This is a genomic window from Candidatus Nitrotoga sp. 1052 (genome assembly GCF_927312905.1).
Classification (GTDB): domain Bacteria; phylum Pseudomonadota; class Gammaproteobacteria; order Burkholderiales; family Gallionellaceae; genus Nitrotoga.
Map to the genome: position 1 here is coordinate 1 of NZ_CAKMHQ010000072.1, position 19,178 is coordinate 19,178.

Sequence of the window (19,178 nt, forward strand, 5' to 3'; positions counted from 1 at the left end):
ACCCGGCAATACCAGGTGGCTGGCAGAATTAACGGGTAGCCCGACAGGCTGCTAGTCACTCTTTTCTCCAGCCGCGCTCGCAGAAATGGTACTCAGAGAAACCAGATTTATTTGTCAAACGTGTTTAAAAACAGGCGTGACTTGACAATGAGCAGCTTACGCGCGGACGAATCAAGCGGTTAAACTGAAAATGGTTTAGAGGCATATAAATTTATGCTTCGCTCTTCCATTTGATAGAACAACCCATGCTGGCGATCTGCTCTAGCGGCCCCTTGCCAGTTTGCGCTACTTGCACCATTGCATTAAACAAATCACGCGGTACATCCGGTACCGCCTCCTTACGCGAGGCATCTAGTCGACCACGGTATTGCAATTCAAGCTGAGCATTGAATCCGAAAAAGTCTGGCGTGCAAACCGCTCCGTAATCCTTAGCAACTTGCTGTGTTTCGTCCCATACATAAGGGAATGGATAAGCGTATTGCTGAGCCACTTTCTGCATATTCTCGAATGAGTCCTCCACATATTCTGCAGGATCATTCGACATGATGGCAATGCTGTTAATGCCATATTGCAGCAGTTCGCGTGTATCCCGCACGATACGGTTCTGGATGGATTTTACATAGGGACAATGGTTGCAAATGAACATCACCAATAGTCCATTCTTGCCACATGTATTTTTCGAGGTGTAACGTTTTCCATCCACACCCCGCAAGTCAAATTCATGAGCCTTCCAGCCGAAATCGCAAACTGGCGGTTGTAAACTTACCATTGAATCTCTCCTTGACAACAATTTTCAGGGACGTTTTCAAATCCCAAGTGAAAAAACGCAACATGATGCTGCCTGAAGTTAAAAGCGTCTGGCATCAACAACTATGCGGATCATTTGAACCCGGGTAACTTCATGGGCGGGCGTTCAGTTTCCACGCAATCGCATTCAGCGTCTTCTCGTGAGAAGACGCTCAAATCACAGCCCTTGGGCAAGTCCTGATAGCAAGTCGTGAGTGTTCTCGATAATGTTTTGCTACCAGGAGCCATGCTGGTCTGTAAGGAATACTCCTTCACCAGTTTCTACCGTCAGTTACTGGTGCGCCGGTATTTTCTTGCCCTGATCGCAAACCATCGACAGATCCTTTTGCGCCCCGAGCGGTTGAACACATGACCGAATCTTTTTACCGCTAATTTGGTATTGGCGCTGTCTATCCTTGGCCAGCTCTGCATGCGGGATCGAGTAGCCAGTGTGCCAGCAATATGCTCAGATGTGAATAGTCAACTTGTATAAAACGGGTAACCTGCTCCCACAGTCCGGTGTTCGGCCGCAATTTGCGCTCAACGTGCAGCTTGACTGTGCAAGAGTGTGTCCTTCGTTGCACTGTGCTGGCCCGGCAACACCGCCGTCATCACAGGCATACCAGCGCTCCGGAGCCGTTTCGGAGGAGCCCAGTCGTTATGCTTTAGCTCCCGGCTCAGCGTTGCTGCAGAGCGCCCAGGTTGGTACACCATCGATAACTGCGTCTGGATCATCGTTCGCCCTTCGATACACAGTTGATTGTAGATTTTTCCCGTGCACTATTTTCTGGAGAAAATAGTGCACTTGGTTTTTGAGCGCACCTTATGTTTGATAGCGCACAGAATCAATATGATTATTGGAATAGCGTTTACAAATAGCAACAAAGGCTAATGGAAACTGTTTATGTTGAATAATGGCTATGTTATGTGTGCTACACATTTTACTAACAAGCGGAAAAACAAGCTTAATTGTTGTGGCTAATTCGTGCCATAAAACAAGGAGTGGAACTGCATGAATATGATTAGCGCAGAGCTGCTGCGCGCTCAACCCGATGGGTTTAGGATAAAGCGCGTTGTAGAGCAAGTGTTTCGAAATTACACCGGCAGTCTTGGCGTGCGATTATGGGATGGAAAGTTAATATCTCTGGGGCGAGATAAACCAGTTGCCACCATCATTATCAATACGGCAAAACTTATTCGTGAGTTAGCTTGGCGGCCGGACCCACTCCGTCTAGCAGAGGCCTATTTTTTTGGCGAAATTGATGTAGAGGGCGATCTCTATGCTTTGCTGAAACAACGGACCCATTTACAATCGTTAGCACTATCCGTGCGAAATCGGCTTGCTTTGTTTTCAGCAGCTATGCGTCTCGGCAATCATCTTGAGAATGTAGGCCACAATAGCTCGTCGATTCGATGGCCGAAGCCATTAAAAACACTCATATCGCGTACGCATTCTAAAGAACTCAACCGTGAAGCAATCGCCTTCCACTATGATGTGTCAAACGATTTCTACCGGCTTTGGCTGGACGAGCAGATGGTTTACTCGTGTGCATATTTTGATGACCCCGACGAGAGTATTGATCAGGCGCAACGCAATAAACTCAATCACATCTGCCGCAAGCTGCGGCTCAAAGCGGGAGAACGATTATTGGATATCGGTTGCGGGTGGGGGGCATTGATTTGCTGGGCCGCACAACATTACGGCGTTCGCGCCCATGGCATCACCTTAAGCCGCCAGCAATATGAGTGGACGAAAAATAAAATCAACGACTTGGGAATAGCGAATCAAGTAACGGTTGAATTAATGGATTATCGGGATTTACCAGAAAATACGGTCTATGAAAAAGTGTCGAGTATCGGCATGTTTGAACACGTCGGGATTAAAAACCTGCCAACCTATTTCCGTGCCGTGGGCCGCGTACTCAAGCCTGGAGGCCTTTTTCTTAATCATGGAATAACGAACGATGAAGAAGGCGGACACAAAACCATCGGCTCCGAATTTATGCAGCGGTACGTCTTTCCCGATGGCGAACTCGAGAGCGTAAGTAATGTGCAGCGCGTGATGGAGCACACGGGCTTCGAAATATGGGATGTCGAAGCGTTACGGCCTCACTATGTGCTCACATTACAACGTTGGGTGAAGCAACTTGAAGCGCATGAGGAAGAGGCGAAAGCGCTTGTCGGCGAAGCGACGTATCGAGTGTGGCGACTGTATATGGCGGCCTGCGCGTCGCAATTCGAACAGGGGGCCATCGGCGTTTATCAGATTCTCGCCACAAACAGGCGCGACGGATTGGTTGATTTGCCTCTGACTCGGCGCGATCTTTATCCATGAACTCGCCCGACCGACAAGGCGAAATGACTGAGATCCGGTTGAGCGCAATGAGATACTGGATAAGTGGATGCGAGACTTGATGCCGAGCCGCTTTTGCTGAAGTAGTGCGACACTTTCAATACTGCGGATAAAATATTCTGTCAGCACGATTTCAGCCTGCACTTTATCTCTTGCCGCAAGACGCTTTGGATCACTTTAAGCACTAGAAGCCTGACTAGCTTGAGTGTACGACCTTTTTCCGTCAGAGAATTTATTTCTAGCCGATGTCAGATCGTCGTTTAGTGCTATTACACTAAGACTATCGCTTTCACAGGAATCTGCCTAAAAAGTCATGGGCAATTCGATATGCTACCCCAGCGTCTTTGGCCATCGCGTGCAGACCATAAGGCAACGTCTTCACATTATTGTATCCAAATCAGAAGATGATGAAACTTCCAGAGAAGGAGTAATTGGCGCCATGAAAATCAATAATGTATGCATTATGGGTGGGAGCGGTTTTGTTGGCGGGCATATCGCGCACTTGCTGACTGCACTAGGAATCAGCCTAGTCATCCCCACTCGCCACCGTGAGCGCACCAGGGAGCTCCTGGCTCTGCCGACGGTGAACGTGGTGAAAGCGAATATCCATGACGATGCTGAACTCGATCGGTTATTAGTCGGTATGGATGCAGTGATCAACCTGGTGGGCATTTTACACGGCGACTTTACTGCTGCGCACGTGGAATTGCCGCGTAAAATTGTGGCTGCGTGCAAGCGCAACGGGATAGCGCGGCTATTGCACATGAGCGCCCTCAACGCCAGTACTGACGCTCTCAGCAACTATCTTCGCTCCAAGGGCGAAGGTGAGAAGGTCGTAATGGAGTCGGGCTTGATGACGACCATTTTCAGGCCGTCGGTCATATTCGGGCCGGGGGATTCTTTTCTCAATCTGTTTGCTAAGCTGACGCGGTTCCTGCCGATATTACCGCTGGCATCGCCCAATGCGAAATTCCAGCCGGTGTTTGTGGAAAATGTGGCGCATGCATACGCGGCAAGCCTTGCTGCTCCCGCCACATTTGGTCAGAGTTACGACCTATGCGGTCCCAAAATCTATACCCTGCGGCAGCTGGTAAAATATGTGGCGCATGTCACTGGACATCACTCGATCATTATCGGCTTGAATGACAGTCTTTCCTACCTGCAAGCGTTGATGATGGAGCTGCTGCCGGGCAAGCTCATGACTCGCGACAATTATTACTCGATGAAAGTGGACAGCGTGTGCAGCTGTGACGGTGGCAATAACTTCGCGACAGTGTTAGGTATCAGCCCTGTTGCGCTGGAAGATGCGGCCCCGCTCTACTTGGCACGCCATAAGTCCATGGGATATAACCTTTTCGCGATAGGGCGGGGCGGTAAAAGTTAGCCATTCAATGAAAACTTATCTGATTGGTGGCTCAGTGCGTGACGTGAGGTCCGTTGTCAATAATGGATACGAACTGGTTCATGCTGTCAGTCTTTTTTCATAGAACTGGCGTTCAAATGCAGCGGACGATAGATAGCTTAGTTGAGCCCATTATGCGTTGTCGTTTGTAAAATATCTCGATGTATTCAGTAATTGCCTGAATGGCCTCGCACGGGTTTTGAAACGCCTGTGACGTACCAATTCGTTTTTGAGTAATCCCCAAGCTTTCTATCGGTGCAATGTCATAGCAATTACCTCGTCGTGATTTATATGAGGTGCCCTAAAGTATTTCTGCAGCTTGTCGTAAAGGATAATGTAACCACGCATAGGATGAGAAAAATAATTTTTTAAATTACAAAGTATTTTGCCATCATTGAAACTATTGCCGTATTGATTTATTGAGGTATTTTAAAGTGCAGTGTAATTTTAGACTGTAATGAAAATTATTTGCATGCGTAATAGTTCGTTATTGTAATTATTTAAATTACTTAATACATAAAGTTCTAATCATAAATTATGATCCAAGGCAAGTTAAACATTTCGTTAGATTTCTTGTATACCAAGACGCCGCCTTTAATTGGGGTCGATATTTGCTCGTCTTCAATCAAAATTGTGGAGCTAAGCGAATTACCGAAGAAAAACGGCTATGTTATCGAGCATTATGCTATTGAAGCATTGCCCCAATACGCGGTAAGTGATGGCAACGTCAATAATATGGAGGCAGTTTCGGAATGTCTGCGACGTGCTTGGAAGCGAATGGGGACACGTATTAAAAACATTAGCCTTGCGCTTCCCGCTGCCGCCGTGATTAGCAAAAAAATTTTTCTGCCTAGTGGATTGAATGTGGAAGATCTGGAGTATCAGGTGGAGGCGGAAGCAAATCAGTACATTCCATTTGCCATTGACGAGGTTAACCTGGATTTTCAAGTAATAGGCCCGGCACCTGGTAATACTGCAGAAATCGAAATATTGTTGGCTGCCTCGCGCAAAACTAACCTGGAAGATCGAGTTGCTGTCGCACAAGTGGCCGGGCTCAAGGTGATGGTGATGGATGTAGAGCATTATGCCGCTGAAATGGCGTTTGATCAGATCCGCTTGCAGTTGCCGGGAGGTGCCGCGGATCAATGCGTAGCGTTGGTAGATATCGGTGCAAACGTAATGAATGTAAATATACTGCGCAACGGGCAATCGGTGTACATGCGCGACCAGCAAATGGGTGGCGAACAATTGACGCAACATATCCAGAATGCGTTCGGTTTGTCCGCCGAGGAGGCAGAAGCAGGCAAACTTAATGGCGGATTGCCGGAGAATTATGAAAGCGACGTATTGACACCGTTCCGCGAAAGTGTGGCGGGCGAAGTGTTTCGTGCCATTCAGCTTTTCTTTACCTCAACCCAGTTCAACGAAGTAAGTTACATTGTTTTAGCTGGCGGCTGCGCAGCGCTGTCTAATTTGGACGATGCTGTTGCAACGCGTACGCAGGTGAAAACACTGGTAGCCAATCCCTTTGCTCAGATGACCTTGTCCGGGCGCATCAAACAGCGGCAATTGCAGATTGATGCGCCGGCGCTAATGATTGCTTGTGGTCTCGCGATGCGGAGGTTTGATCCTTCATGATACGCATTAATTTATTACCGCATCGCGCTGAGAAGCGCAAAGCGCGGCAGATTCAGTTCTATGCGTTCAGCGCAATCACGCTAGTGCTGGCAGCAATGCTTGTTGGTTTTGTGCATGTTGTCATTAATACTCAGATTGAATATCAGGAACGCCGCAACCGATATCTGACAGATCAAATGGTCCTACTAGACAAGCAGATCGCTGAAATAAAGCGTCTAAAGATGGAAATCGCAGCACTGATGGAGCGGAAAACGGTGGTTGAAAAACTGCAAAGTACCCGCTCAGATGTGGTGCATCTGCTGGACCAGATGTTGAATATTTTGCCAGAAAGCGTGTATTTAAAAACGATTAAACAGACGGGCAACAAAATAAACCTGGTTGGTTTTACTCAGTCGAATGCCCGGGTATCCACTTTGATGCGTTCCATTGATAGTTCTCAATGGCTAGACTCGCCGACACTGGTTCAAATTTCTGCGACAACCGCGAACGCGAATGGGCCACGCTTGAACGAGTTTACTCTGAATTTCAATTTGACCACTCTGGTGCCAACAACCCCCGCTGCTCCGGCTAAAACAGCTGGCACGAAAGGTTAGGTGAGATCATGAGACTACTAGAAGAACTAAAGAATATTAACCCCAAAGATCCTGGCGGCTGGCCTTTGTTGGTGAAGCTCAGCGCATTTGTGGCGATATTTGTGACCGTTTTACTTTCGGGTGCCATATTTGACTGGAAAGATCGTTGGGAAGCGCTGAGCACGGCCAAGCAGATTGAGGCTACATTAAAAACAGATTTCAAGGCCAAGAAGGCAATAGCCATCAATCTAGATGTTATCAATAAAAAACTTACAGAAGCCAAGCAATCGTTTGATGCGCTGCTAAAACAATTGCCGAGCAAGTCAGAAATGGACGCGTTGCTGACTGATATTAATCAGGCTGGCCTGGGTCGCGGTCTACAATTTGAATTGTTTAAACCTGGCGCCGAGATTATTACCGGCGTGTTTGCTGAGCAGGCAATTACTATTAAAGTAACGGGCAATTATGATGACATTGGTAAGTTTGCTAGCGATATTGCCCAATTGCCGCGCATCGTATCGTTGAGCGAAATTAGCATTAATCCAACGGGAGGGCACCTGACTATGGATACTATAGCTAAAACATATCGCTATTTAGATGAGGAAGAATTAACTGCACAGAAGCAATTGTCCAAGAAGGCTGGAGCTCCCAAATGAGACTGGCTGGCTTACTACTGTTCACATCTTTATTACTGTCCGCCTGTGCTGACGAGGAGTTTCAGGATTTGCGCGATTTCGTCAAAGACACTGGAAGTGGAATGCGGGGCAAGGTGGATCCACCCCCTGAGATTAAGCCTTATGAGCCATTCGTTTATGATAACTCTACAGGTTTGCCCGATCCATTCAAACCACGTAAGCCCGAAGCGAAAAGTGGCGATCTCCCTGGCCTCAATCAGCCGGATATGAAACGACGTCGAGAAGCACTGGAAGAGTTGCCATTAGAAAGTTTGAAGATGGTAGGTTTCCTTTATAAGGATAAAGTTGGTCATGCTATCGTCCGCTCGTCGGATAGCAAGCTCCATCGAGTCAAGGCAGGCAATTACCTAGGATCGAATTTTGGTCAAATTATTTCAGTTACAGAAACTGAAGTGAAAATCAAGGAAATCGTGCAGGATAGTGCGGGAGACTGGACGGAACGTATAAGTAGTTTGCCATTGATGGAATGAATGATTAGGAGTGAAACATGAGACATTATAAAAACGCAATCAAAAACCTTGTTCTGCTTGTTGTTGCAGTATTTGCGGTTTGTGCAGTAACTGCCCATGCGCAAGGCAATACCAATGCGCAAAACGCTAGTACACAAAATCCTGACGCAGAAAATAGCATCCAGTCGCTCAGCGTCAGCGCTGCACCGGGTGGTAAGCTGGTACTTAAGATGGGTTTGAAGAATGCGCTTGCCAATCCGCCTTTGAATTTTGCCATCAGCAATCCGGCGCGCATTGTATTTGATTTCCCCAATACAACAAATGGGCTGGGCAAATCGACGCAAAAATTTGGCATAGGTGAATTGCGTAGCGCCAATATCGTGCAATCAGGTAATCGCACCCGCTTGGTGGTTAACCTCAATCAAATATTGGTTTATGACGCTCATACACAAGGCACTAACTTACTGATTACCCTACATGGCAAAATTCCTGCGGTATCGGCGGCGGTAGCCACTGCACGATTTGCTGAGGCGAAGTCAGGTACCCAGAAATATAGTCTGCGTGATATTGTTTTTCGTCGTGGCGGGAATGGTGAAGGACGCATTCAGGTAGATTTATCGGATCCTGGTGTAGGTATAGGCGTTAAGCAGCAAGGTAAAAGCCTTATCGTGGACTTCATGAATACCAGTCTACCGCGCAACTTGCAACGTAAGCTTGATGTAGTGGATTTCGGCACGCCAATACAGGGTATCGATACATTCATGCAGGGTGACCATGTGCGCATGGTCATTGAACCCAAGGGTTTGTGGGAGCACGTCGCCTACCAGACGGATAACAAATTTATAGTGGAAATAAAAGCAGTAGCGGATGACCCGAATAAGCTATTGAAAAATAGACAGGTAGGTTATGCGGGCGAAAAATTGACCTTGAGCTTCCAGAATATTGCAGTGCGCGAAGCGTTAAACGTTATTGCTGATTTTACTAATCTGAACATGGTGATCAGCGATTCCGTGAGCGGTAATCTGACTTTACGGCTTAAGGATGTGCCGTGGGATCAAGCACTACAAATTATTCTTGATTCACGCGGTTTGGATATGCGCAAGAACGGCAACGTGATTCAAGTTGCCCCGCGCGAGGAATTGGCGACCAAGGAAAAGATTAATTTATCAGCGAATCAAGAAATCTCCGACCTTGAGATTCTACACACAGAAAGTTTCCAAATTGCTTATTCAAAAGGAGCGGAAATTATTGCTTTGTTGCAGAGCCCCACTCAGCGTATGCTGTCAAAACGCGGGAGTGCAGTGGTGGATGCACGCACCAATACTGTGTTTGTTCAAGATACACCATCGCGTTTGGAGGAAGTACGCAAGCTGATCAAGCAGGTCGATGTGGCCGTGCGCCAAGTAATGATTGAAGCACGTTTTGTCGAGGCAAGCGATAAATTTACTCGAACCTTGGGTGGAAGATTAAGCTATACCGGGCCACCTCCATCTAGTGGAGGAGGGTTTTCTGTGGGTGGAGGTCGTGGTTCTATAGGCGGTAGTGCTGGTGGCGGAGAAATTAACCTGCCTGGAACCCCGGGATTGATTGGTACGGGTGTGGTGACAGCGATGCTTTTCAACTCATCTGTGACCAAAATATTAGGACTGGAGTTGCAGGCATCCCAATTGAATGGAATAACTAACAACATTGCTAGCCCTCGTGTGGTAACTGCAAATGGAACTGAGGCGGTAATTGAACAAGGTGTGCAAATACCCTATCAAACAGTCAGCCTGCAGGGGACGAATGTATTGTTTAAAAAGGCAATTTTAAGCCTTACCGTCACTCCTCAGATCACGCCAGATGATAATATCAACATGAAAGTAGAAGTAACTCAGGATTCTGTGGGCGAAATAATTAACTCGACGGTGGGGGGTATACCCAGTATTAATACCAAGAAAATCAGTACCCAAGTATTGATTGATAATGGGGGGACTGTTGTTATTGGCGGAGTCTATACTCAAGACGAATTAAGAACGACCCCTAAGGTGCCACTGTTAGGTGATATTCCTATCCTTGGGTGGTTATTTAAAACTCAAACTGATACTAATAACAAAAGGGAGCTTTTAGTGTTTATTTCCCCTAAAATCCTGAGTGACAGTTTGAATCTGCGTTAAGCAATAGGGTATGAATTTAAAAAGCCCGGCATAGCCGGGCTTTTACCGTTGCAGAAAACGGTGAGCACGAGGATTTTCGGCTACAATTCGATCATGTATCATATTAATACAGTGCCGCCCAAGCGCCTTTCCGGCAACATCTTCCTTGTGGGAATGATGGGAGCTGGGAAAACTACCGTAGGGAAATTGCTCGCCCAGCAGTTGGGCAAGATTTTTGTTGACAGTGATGAAGAAATTCAGCAGCGTACTGGTGTAACTATTCCGCACATCTTTGATGTTGAGGGAGAAGCCGGTTTTCGTCAGCGCGAAGCAAGTGTCATTCAAGACTTGGTACTACTCGATAATATCGTTTTAGCGACTGGAGGTGGCGCGGTATTGAATGAGCAAAACCGTGTTGCATTGTGCTGTAATGGCATAGTGGTGTACTTGAAAAGCACAATTCATGACCTCTGGCAGCGAACTCGCCATGACCGAAATCGTCCGTTATTGCAGACAGCCGATCCACATGCAAAACTAAAAGATATGTATGAGCAGCGCGATCCGCTATATGCACAAGTGGCCAATTTGGTTATGCCTACCGGCAAACAAAGCGCGCAAAGCCTGGTTTTGCATTTGCAGCAGGAGCTAAACCGATTTTCGGAAATTAAGTCATAACAACCATTGAGATTACTATAAATCAAGACAACAGCGGTCATTCCCGTGCAGCCCGACTGACAATTTTATCCACTTTAAGGTATAGAAAATTAAATAATTTTGTTGGATGTCAGCAATTCAAAAGTCGTTTTTGCTCAAGCCCATTGGGTTTTAGCCTGCTCAAAAATCCTGGAATCGCAGGAGTAATGGAGCAATTCGTTCAGTATGCATCTGTGATCGTTTGAAATGTTATAGCGTTACCTGCCATTCACTATGCAACCTTCAATAGAAGCTTTCAAAAATTATGCAAACATTAACCGTTGGGCTGGCAGAGCGCAGCTATCCAATTTATATAGGCACTGACTTACTGGGATGTGCAGAACTGCTATTGCCACACTTGCCCCACAAGAGAGCGGCAGTGGTGACCAACACTACTGTGGCACCATTGTACCTGGAACCATTGCGCGCCAAGCTGCAAGCTCATGGCGTGGACATCATTTCCATCATCTTGCCAGATGGTGAACAATATAAAAATGCAGAAACGCTAGGGTTAATTTACGACGCACTGCTCTCCCATCGGTGCGAACGCAATACACCATTGATCGCCTTGGGCGGGGGGGTGATAGGCGACATGACGGGTTATGCTGCCGCAACCTATTTGCGCGGCGTTCCTTTCATCCAAATTCCCACCACTCTGCTGGCACAGGTGGATTCATCGGTCGGTGGCAAGACCGGCATCAACCACCCGTTGGGTAAGAATATGATAGGTGCGTTTTATCAGCCGCAAGTTGTGCTTGCCGATATCACCACATTGAACACATTGTCGGATCAGGAGTTACGCGCGGGCATTGCTGAAGTCATAAAATACGGCCTGATCCGCGATCTATCTTTCTTCGAGTGGCTGGAACAGAACATGGAGAAATTATTGGCGCGCGATGCGGATGCGCTGCAATATGCCATCACACGCAGCTGCCAGAATAAGGCCGAGGTAGTCGCTGCAGACGAGCGAGAAAATGGTGAACGCGCACTGCTTAACCTGGGTCATACCTTCGGTCACGCTATCGAGACAGGCATGGGTTATGGCACATGGCTTCATGGCGAGGCAGTCGCTGCAGGTACCATGATGGCCGCTGATCTATCGTGTCGCCTGGGTTGGCTAAGCAAGGAGGATGTGGATCGCATCCGTAGCTTGTTGGAACGCGCTGGCCTACCGGTTGTCGCGCCTGCTTTGGGCGTGGAGAAATACCTGCAATTGATGGGCCTGGACAAAAAAGTGGTTGGCGGAAAAATCCGTTTCGTGCTACTTAAAAGCATCGGCAGTGCGGTGATCAGCGGGAACGTGGAGCCGGAATTATTGCGGCAAACCTTGATGGCGAACAGCGCGCATGGCTGAACTTGCACCTTATGCGGTAACAGAGGGCAACACACGCGGCAGGATTAAGCGCGAGGAAGCGCCTTTTGGGCGCAGCGAATTTCAACGTGATCGTGATCGCATCATCCATTCCACCGCCTTCCGTCGCCTGGAATACAAGACTCAGGTATTTGTTAACCATGAAGGCGACCTATTTCGCACCCGGTTGACTCACAGCATGGAAGTAGCACAAATTGCCCGCTCCATCGCACGGTATCTGAAATTAAATGAAGACCTGGTGGAAGCCATATCGCTCGCTCACGATCTCGGTCACACGCCATTCGGCCATGCCGGGCAGGATGCGCTCAATGCCTGCATGAAGGATTACGGTGGCTTCGAACACAACCTGCAGTCGCTACGCGTGGTGGATGTACTCGAAGATCATTATGCCGCCTTTGATGGACTCAATCTGTGCTTCGAAACGCGCGAGGGTATTCTCAAACATTGCTCGCCGATAAATGCCGCCAAGCTGGGTGCAGTGGGTGAACGCTTCCTTAAGCAGCAGCGTCCTTCGCTGGAAGCGCAGATCGCCAATTTGGCCGATGAGATCGCTTACAACAACCATGATGTGGATGACGGGCTGCGCTCGGGGTTAATTACGCTGGAGCAGTTTTCCTCGGTGCGCTTGTTTGTCAGTCATCTGGATGCTGTACGACTAGCCTACCCCGGCCTAGCCGAGCGCCGTCTGATTCACGAAACGATACGGCGCATGATCAATACACTGGCCACAGATTTAATCCATGAAACTGAAAAAAACATTCGGACTCATGCTGTGCGTGATATCGCCGGAGTCCGCGCCGCCCCGCCATTGGCTGCGTTCAGCGCCGAGATCCATGAGCAGAAACGCGAACTCAAAGCCTTCCTGCATACGCATTTATACCGTCATTACCGCGTCATGCGCATGAGTGCAAAGGCGCGCCGCATCATCAGCGACCTATTTCAGGTCTTCATGGAGGATAACCGCCTGCTGCCGCCGCAGTTTCAGCAGCAGGCGCAAGCCGACCGTGCCCGCACCGTGTCCGATTACATCGCCGGCATGACTGATCGCTACGCCATCAAAGAGCACCGAAGGTTGTTTGCCATTGAAGAAGGATGATTCCCGCTCTGCTTCAATAATGAAATTTGCGTCATGCTTCATGCATGGTTGATGCAAGAATACCTGCTGCGAAGTTTTTTATACTAATTAAAATTCAAGTTTCTATCCCCGCAAAAAACATGAGAATTTTTCAATCCATGCCAACTGCGAAGCTTCCCTTATATAATGCCGCACCCTGAAACTTGGCTGTATTTAATTTTCCCATGCTGTTTTCTTCCTCAAACCCCCGTCCACGTTATACCCATCTGTACGGATCGTCCGATGCCTTGGCTCTGGCGCAATATGCTGGACTAAACGTGCCGCTGGTGATAATTGCCGCCAGCGCGCTGGAAGCGCAGCGGCTGGTGGAAGAAATTCCGTTTTTTTCCCCGGAACTTCGTGTGCATCTACTGCCGGATTGGGAAACGCTGCCTTATGATCACTTCTCGCCGCATCAGGATCTAATCTCTGAGCGACTTGCTACGCTGCATCATATTCGCAGCCAGTCATGTGATGTGATCGTCGTCCCGATAACCACTGCGCTATATCCGTTGTCACCAGTGGAATATCTAGCTGCGTTCACCTTCTTTCTTAAGTGCGGCGAGAAACTGGACATCGCCAAGTTGCGTGAACAGATGACATTGGCCGGTTATACCCATGTTCAGCAGGTGCTGACACCGGGCGAGTACTGCGTGCGTGGTGGTTTGATCGACCTTTTTCCGATGGGCAGTAGTGTGCCTTACCGCATCGACCTGTTCGATGACGAAATTGATTCTATCGCGACCTTCGATGTGGATACCCAGCGCACCATCTATCCGGTGCGGGATATTCGCCTGTTACCGGCGCGGGAGTTTCCACTGGATGAGGCCGGGCAGGCGCGTTTTCGTCAAAATTTCCGCGATCGTTTCGAGGGCGATCCATCCAAAGCAAGTATTTACAAAGGCGTAAGCCGTGGCATCGCACCCGCAGGCATCGAATATTACCTGCCATTGTTTTTCGAGCGTACTGCCACGCTGTTTGATTATTTGCCTGCACATGCCACGCTGTGCATGCATCACAATGTGGATGCTGCCATTGCCACTTTTGCGAAGGATGCGCAGTCGCGCTATAACCTGCTTCGCGGTGACCCGCAACGTCCCTTGCTGGAACCGCACGAACTGTTTCTGAACGCAGAAAGTTTCTTTGTTGCTGCGAAAAATTTCAAACGTGTCGATATCATCGCAGACATCTCCTCTTCCTCCCGGATTGACAATTCCGAGGAAAAAGAAAATGCGGGCGAGACCCTTGCCCCTTTCCAAGAGGAAAGGACATATAAAACCCTTACTCCTTGCGCTACCAAAAAATTGCCCGACATCGCGGTAAATCGGCGCGCCGACATTCCGACACAGGCACTCCAAAGCTTTCTGCAAGATTATGAGGGCCGGGTGTTGTTGCTCGCCGACAGTTTGGGACGGCGCGAAATAATGGCCGAGTATTTGCGTGAATACAGCCTGTCACCCGCACTATGTGAGAACTATGGCCAGTTTCTCGCCGGTGACGATCACTTCATGCTTACCGTGGGGGCGCTGCAGAATGGTTTCATATTGCAAGATGAACAATTGGCAATCATTACCGAAAGTGAGCTGTATGCCGCGCAGCCACGCAGCCGAATTGCGCGCACCACAAAGAAAAGCAACGTGGAAGGGATGCTGCGCGACCTGTCCGAGCTCAAGCCGGGCGATCCTGTGGTGCATGAACAGCATGGCATCGCGCGTTATCATGGCCTGATTAACCTTGATCTCGGCGAAGGCGAGAACGAATTTTTGTTGCTGGAGTACGCCGGTGGAGACAAATTGTATGTTCCAGTGGCACAGCTGCATGTAATCAGCCGTTACAGTGGCGGAGCCCCGGAAACCGCACCTTTGCATAAGCTGGGAAGCGGCACTTGGGACAAGGCCAAGCGTCGCGCCATGCAGCAGGTACGGGACACCGCTGCCGAATTGCTCAATCTGTATGCCCAGCGCGCCACGCGCAAAGGTCACCAATTCAAACTGTCGCAACATGATTACGAAGCGTTCGCCGCCGGTTTTGGTTTTGAAGAAACACCTGATCAGGCCGCCGCCATTGAGGCGGTGGTTACTGATTTGCAGAGCGGGAAGCCTATGGATCGGCTAATCTGCGGCGATGTGGGTTTTGGTAAAACGGAAGTCGCTCTACGCGCAGCTTTTATTGCGGCGATGGACGGTAAACAAGTAGCCGTGCTGGTACCCACCACGCTGCTTACGGAACAGCATTTCCAGAACTTCTGCAATCGTTTTGCCGACTGGCCCATCAAAATTGGCGAACTGTCGCGCTTTCGCTCTGCCAAGGAACAGACCCAGTCGCTGAAAGACATGGAAGATGGCAAGCTTGACATCATCATCGGCACGCACAAGCTGATTCAGAAGGGTATTAAATTCAAAAACCTGGGGTTGATCATCATCGACGAGGAACACCGTTTCGGCGTGCAGCAGAAGGAGCGCCTCAAGGCGCTACGCGCCGAAGTTGACGTACTCACCCTGACCGCCACGCCGATCCCGCGCACACTGGCAATGTCTTTGGAAGGGCTGCGCGATTTCTCGGTGATTGCCACTGCACCGCAGCGCCGTCTGTCGATCAAGACCTTCGTCAGCAACTACAGCCAAGGCGTCATCCGAGAAGCGGTGCTGCGCGAACTGAAACGCGGCGGACAAATTTATTTCCTGCACAACGAGGTCGATACCATCGCCAATATGGCGGAAAAACTGGGGGCGTTACTGCCTGAAGCACGTATCCGCGTGGCGCATGGCCAGATGGGTGAACGCGACTTGGAAGCAGTCATGCGTGATTTTTACCAACAGCGCTTCAACGTGCTGCTATGCACTACCATCATTGAAACCGGTATCGACGTGCCCAGTGCCAATACCATCATCATGAACCGCGCAGACCGTTTTGGGTTGGCGCAGCTGCATCAGTTGCGCGGTCGGGTTGGGCGCTCGCACCACCAAGCGTATGCCTATTTATTGGTGGACAATATGGAAGGGCTTACCGCGCAGGCGAAGAAAAGATTGGACGCAATCCAGGCCATGGAGCAACTGGGAAGCGGTTTCTATCTTGCGATGCATGATCTGGAAATTCGCGGTGCAGGCGAGGTGCTGGGCGAATCACAAAGCGGTGAGATGCACGAGATTGGTTTTTCGCTTTACACGGACATGCTCAACGCGGCCATTACCTCGCTGAGACTGGGCCATGAACCGGACATGGCACACCCGCTTGGGGTCACCACCGAGATTAACCTGCATACTCCCGCCTTGCTGCCCAACGATTACTGCGGCGACATCCACCAGCGGCTGGTGCTGTACAAACGTCTGGCTAACTGCACCACATCAGAGGAACTGGACGACATGCATCGGGAGCTGATAGACCGCTTCGGTCTGCTGCCGCCCCCTGCCCAAACGTTGCTTGATTGTCACCGTCTGCGCATTGCTGCCAAGCAGCACGGCATTATCAAGGTGGATGCTTCCAGCGAGGCGATTCAAATTCAGTTCATGCCAAATCCGCCCATCGATCCGATGCGCATCATCACGCTCATCCAGAGCAAGCGCCAGTACAAACTGAGTGGTCAGGACAAACTGAGAATTGAATTAAAATACAGCGATGTCGGCCAGCGTGTGTTGGCGATCAAGAATTTTTTTAATGAGCTATCGTGAATCGTTTAGCTTCGTTGCAACCATTGTCATTCCCGCCTTCAAGGGAATTGACAGGCCGCCATTCTCATCGCGCCCAAATAAAACTCTATAAGCACATGAACTTCATTATTCAAGGCATTCAAGACATTGCCCCTGCCCATCTGAACCACCTTGCCGGGCTGACCACCGCATCCCGCATTGAACAGACCTCGACATACTCATACCGACTGTATGATGCCACGCCGCATGATGCCGTTGCTGCCTATTGTTACGAACACCAACTCGATTACGGCTTTGTCCGTCCAAGCCAGCATTTATCAGACTTTGGTCTGGTAGTGATGGACATGGATTCCACCCTCATCTCCATAGAATGTATCGACGAGGTCGCCGATATGGTCCACATTAAACCGCAGGTTGCAGCCATCACCGAAGCTGCGATGCGCGGCGAGATTGATTTCAGTGAGAGCCTGCGCCGCCGTGTGGCATTACTGGCTGGGCTGGAAGAAAGTGCATTGCAGCGCGTGTATGACGAGCGTTTGCAGCTCAATCGCGGTGCCGAAATTATGTTGGCGAAACTGAAAAAACATGGTATCAAGACCATGCTGGTGTCAGGTGGCTTTGTCTTTTTCGCCGACCGCTTAAAACAACGTCTGGGTCTCGACTACGCGCATGCCAACACACTGGAAATCATCAACGGCAAACTTACTGGTAAAGTAGTCGGGCATATTCTCGACGCACAAGGTAAAGCTGATTGGTTGGTGCGTATCCGCGATGAATTGAAGCTTATGGCGGAACAGGTTATTGCTCTGGGCGATGGCGCCAACGATCTCAAGATGATGGCGCAAGCTGGCGTCAGCATCGCCTATCACGCCAAACCGGTAGTGCTCGCGCAGGCAAGTTATGCGTTTAACTTTGTGGGGCTGGATGGGTTGGTGAATTTGTTTGACGACTAAATTCAATATCCTTTATTAAGCATAGGGCATAAACAGCATACTTTACAATTAGCCAGAAGAGAAACCAGACGCAATGGATTTTAAAGAGTTTATCCTGTCTTTTAAGACACATACTGCGCCCATTCCGTTCACCGAGAAAATACGCAACGGGTTGATCGGTGGAATTGCCATCCTGCTCTTGGGACTGGCGCTCAAATATCTGCCACAAATCAATTATCCACTTGTCATGCTGGGTTCGATAGCTGCCTCTGCTGCGCTACTCTTTGCCGCACCGCATAGCCCTATGGCGCAACCGTGGCCTTTGTTCGGTGGTCATTTAATTTCGGCATTAGCAGGTTGGTTATGCAGCCAACTCATCAGTGACCCGTTATTAGCCGCAGGCTGTGCAGTGGGATCGGCAATCTTTCTGATGCATTACCTGAATTGCCTACATCCGCCGGGTGCAGCCACGGCACTCACGTTAGTACTACACAGCGCACAATTCCACCCCATGGGTTGGCCATGGGTAGCATGCATCGTGCTGGCGAATATCGGAATCTCCTTGGTGCTGGCGCTGCTGATCAACAACCTTTTGCCCGGCCGGCATTACCCGATGCGGCATGCTCCCCAACCCATACAACAGACAGATATGCAGCCCAAGCATGTCCAACTGGAGCAGGCTGATATCGAATGGGCACTAACGCAAATGGATGGCGTGATCGACGTTAGCGAAGAAGACCTTGTCGATATCTACGAGCTGGCTATTAAGCATGCGCGGAATCGTGGTGGTAAAGTTAACTCTTGACCCGTTGCGCTGACGGGCTTGTAACGCAAAGGAACAGCGATGAGTGACTTATTGGTGGGCGGTGTATTCGTTCCCGGCTTCGATAACCCGCTGGAAATACTGTTAGCGTGTCACGGCAAGATACAGACGCAGTGCGCCACTCTGCGCATGTTACTGCAACACCTGTCATCTTATGGCTGCGATTCGCAGGCACGACAAGCAGCGCAGGCCATCCTGCGCTATTTCGATACCGCCGGGCAGAATCACCATGACGACGAGGAGCAGGATTTATTCCCGCGCCTACTCGCCACTCCAAACGCAGAGGTACACGAATTAATAGCGCGCTTGCTGGATGAGCACAAGGTGCTGGATGCGGCATGGCAACAGTTGCGCCCTTTGTTACTTGCTATTGCAGAAGGCCGGGCGACGGAGTTAGATGTTAAATCGGTGGAGCATTTCATCACAGTGCATGATCGCCACATCTCCTTGGAGAATACGCAGCTATTGCCGCAAGCGGCAATACTGCTGGATCATATGCAACTGGAAGCACTGGGTAGAAGCATGGCGGCACGGCGCGGGGTTGTGTTTTCCAATAGATGTTAGGTG

Annotated in this window: 15 protein-coding genes and 1 pseudogene; 14 read left to right on the forward strand and 2 right to left on the reverse strand. The window is 49.4% G+C overall.

The features are described 5' to 3' along the window. Nucleotides 1–211: 211 nt before the first annotated feature. Nucleotides 212–769 carry a thioredoxin family protein gene (locus MJ768_RS13170; protein ID WP_239292377.1) on the reverse strand — a complete coding sequence of 186 codons (558 nt, stop codon included), beginning with the start codon at nucleotides 767–769 and terminating at the stop codon, nucleotides 212–214. Nucleotides 770–1,798: 1,029 nt separating this feature from the next. Between MJ768_RS13170 and MJ768_RS13175 the strand changes: the two genes are divergently transcribed. Next, nucleotides 1,799–3,121, forward strand: a complete 1,323-nt coding sequence (locus MJ768_RS13175) for an SAM-dependent methyltransferase (protein WP_239292379.1) — start codon at nucleotides 1,799–1,801, stop codon at nucleotides 3,119–3,121. Nucleotides 3,122–3,578: 457 nt separating this feature from the next. Beyond that, complete coding sequence (locus MJ768_RS13180; protein WP_239292380.1) at nucleotides 3,579–4,523, forward strand: complex I NDUFA9 subunit family protein; 945 nt, start codon at nucleotides 3,579–3,581, stop codon at nucleotides 4,521–4,523. Nucleotides 4,524–4,601: 78 nt separating this feature from the next. On the opposite strand, the pseudogene MJ768_RS13185 reads toward MJ768_RS13180, so the two are convergent. After that, nucleotides 4,602–4,827 (reverse strand): annotated as a pseudogene (locus MJ768_RS13185) (IS3 family transposase); the annotation flags it as partial. Between the two features lie 251 nt (nucleotides 4,828–5,078). Here MJ768_RS13185 and MJ768_RS13190 point away from each other — a divergent pair. From MJ768_RS13190 to MJ768_RS13245, 12 genes are all read left to right on the forward strand, one after another. Further along, entirely contained in the window at nucleotides 5,079–6,179 is a 1,101-nt protein-coding gene (locus MJ768_RS13190) for a pilus assembly protein PilM (RefSeq protein WP_239292381.1), read from the forward strand. After that, nucleotides 6,176–6,772: a PilN domain-containing protein gene (locus MJ768_RS13195; protein WP_239292382.1), complete on the forward strand. Its 597-nt coding sequence runs from the start codon at nucleotides 6,176–6,178 to the stop codon at nucleotides 6,770–6,772. Before MJ768_RS13190 ends, MJ768_RS13195 begins: the two co-directional genes overlap by 4 nt. Nucleotides 6,773–6,780: 8 nt before the next feature. Further along, on the forward strand, nucleotides 6,781–7,407 hold the full coding sequence (locus MJ768_RS13200; RefSeq protein ID WP_239292383.1) for a type 4a pilus biogenesis protein PilO: 627 nt from the start codon (nucleotides 6,781–6,783) through the stop codon (nucleotides 7,405–7,407). After that, nucleotides 7,404–7,916 carry a pilus assembly protein PilP gene (locus MJ768_RS13205; protein ID WP_239292384.1) on the forward strand — a complete coding sequence of 171 codons (513 nt, stop codon included), beginning with the start codon at nucleotides 7,404–7,406 and terminating at the stop codon, nucleotides 7,914–7,916. Before MJ768_RS13200 ends, MJ768_RS13205 begins: the two co-directional genes overlap by 4 nt. 17 nt (nucleotides 7,917–7,933) lie before the next feature. Further along, nucleotides 7,934–10,051 (forward strand): type IV pilus secretin family protein, encoded by a 2,118-nt coding sequence (gene pilQ / locus MJ768_RS13210; protein ID WP_239292385.1) that lies wholly within the window; start codon nucleotides 7,934–7,936, stop codon nucleotides 10,049–10,051. 93 nt (nucleotides 10,052–10,144) lie between these two features. Continuing rightward, on the forward strand, nucleotides 10,145–10,705 hold the full coding sequence (locus MJ768_RS13215; protein WP_239292386.1) for a shikimate kinase: 561 nt from the start codon (nucleotides 10,145–10,147) through the stop codon (nucleotides 10,703–10,705). Between the two features lie 283 nt (nucleotides 10,706–10,988). Continuing rightward, nucleotides 10,989–12,077 carry a 3-dehydroquinate synthase gene (aroB, locus tag MJ768_RS13220; RefSeq protein WP_239292387.1) on the forward strand — a complete coding sequence of 363 codons (1,089 nt, stop codon included), beginning with the start codon at nucleotides 10,989–10,991 and terminating at the stop codon, nucleotides 12,075–12,077. Beyond that, a complete protein-coding gene (locus MJ768_RS13225) occupies nucleotides 12,070–13,191 on the forward strand; it encodes a deoxyguanosinetriphosphate triphosphohydrolase (protein ID WP_239292389.1) in 1,122 nt (373 codons plus the stop codon). The genes aroB and MJ768_RS13225 overlap by 8 nt, the downstream gene beginning before the upstream one ends. Nucleotides 13,192–13,394: 203 nt before the next feature. Further along, nucleotides 13,395–16,877, forward strand: coding sequence for a transcription-repair coupling factor (gene mfd, locus MJ768_RS13230; protein WP_239292425.1), 3,483 nt, complete (start codon nucleotides 13,395–13,397; stop codon nucleotides 16,875–16,877). Nucleotides 16,878–16,972: 95 nt separating this feature from the next. Then, complete coding sequence (gene serB, locus MJ768_RS13235) at nucleotides 16,973–17,809, forward strand: phosphoserine phosphatase SerB (protein ID WP_239292391.1); 837 nt, start codon at nucleotides 16,973–16,975, stop codon at nucleotides 17,807–17,809. A gap of 73 nt (nucleotides 17,810–17,882) precedes the next feature. Continuing rightward, a complete protein-coding gene (locus MJ768_RS13240) occupies nucleotides 17,883–18,593 on the forward strand; it encodes an HPP family protein (RefSeq protein WP_239292393.1) in 711 nt (236 codons plus the stop codon). Nucleotides 18,594–18,632: 39 nt separating this feature from the next. Further along, nucleotides 18,633–19,175, forward strand: coding sequence for a hemerythrin domain-containing protein (locus tag MJ768_RS13245; RefSeq protein WP_239292395.1), 543 nt, complete (start codon nucleotides 18,633–18,635; stop codon nucleotides 19,173–19,175). Nucleotides 19,176–19,178: the final 3 nt, after the last annotated feature.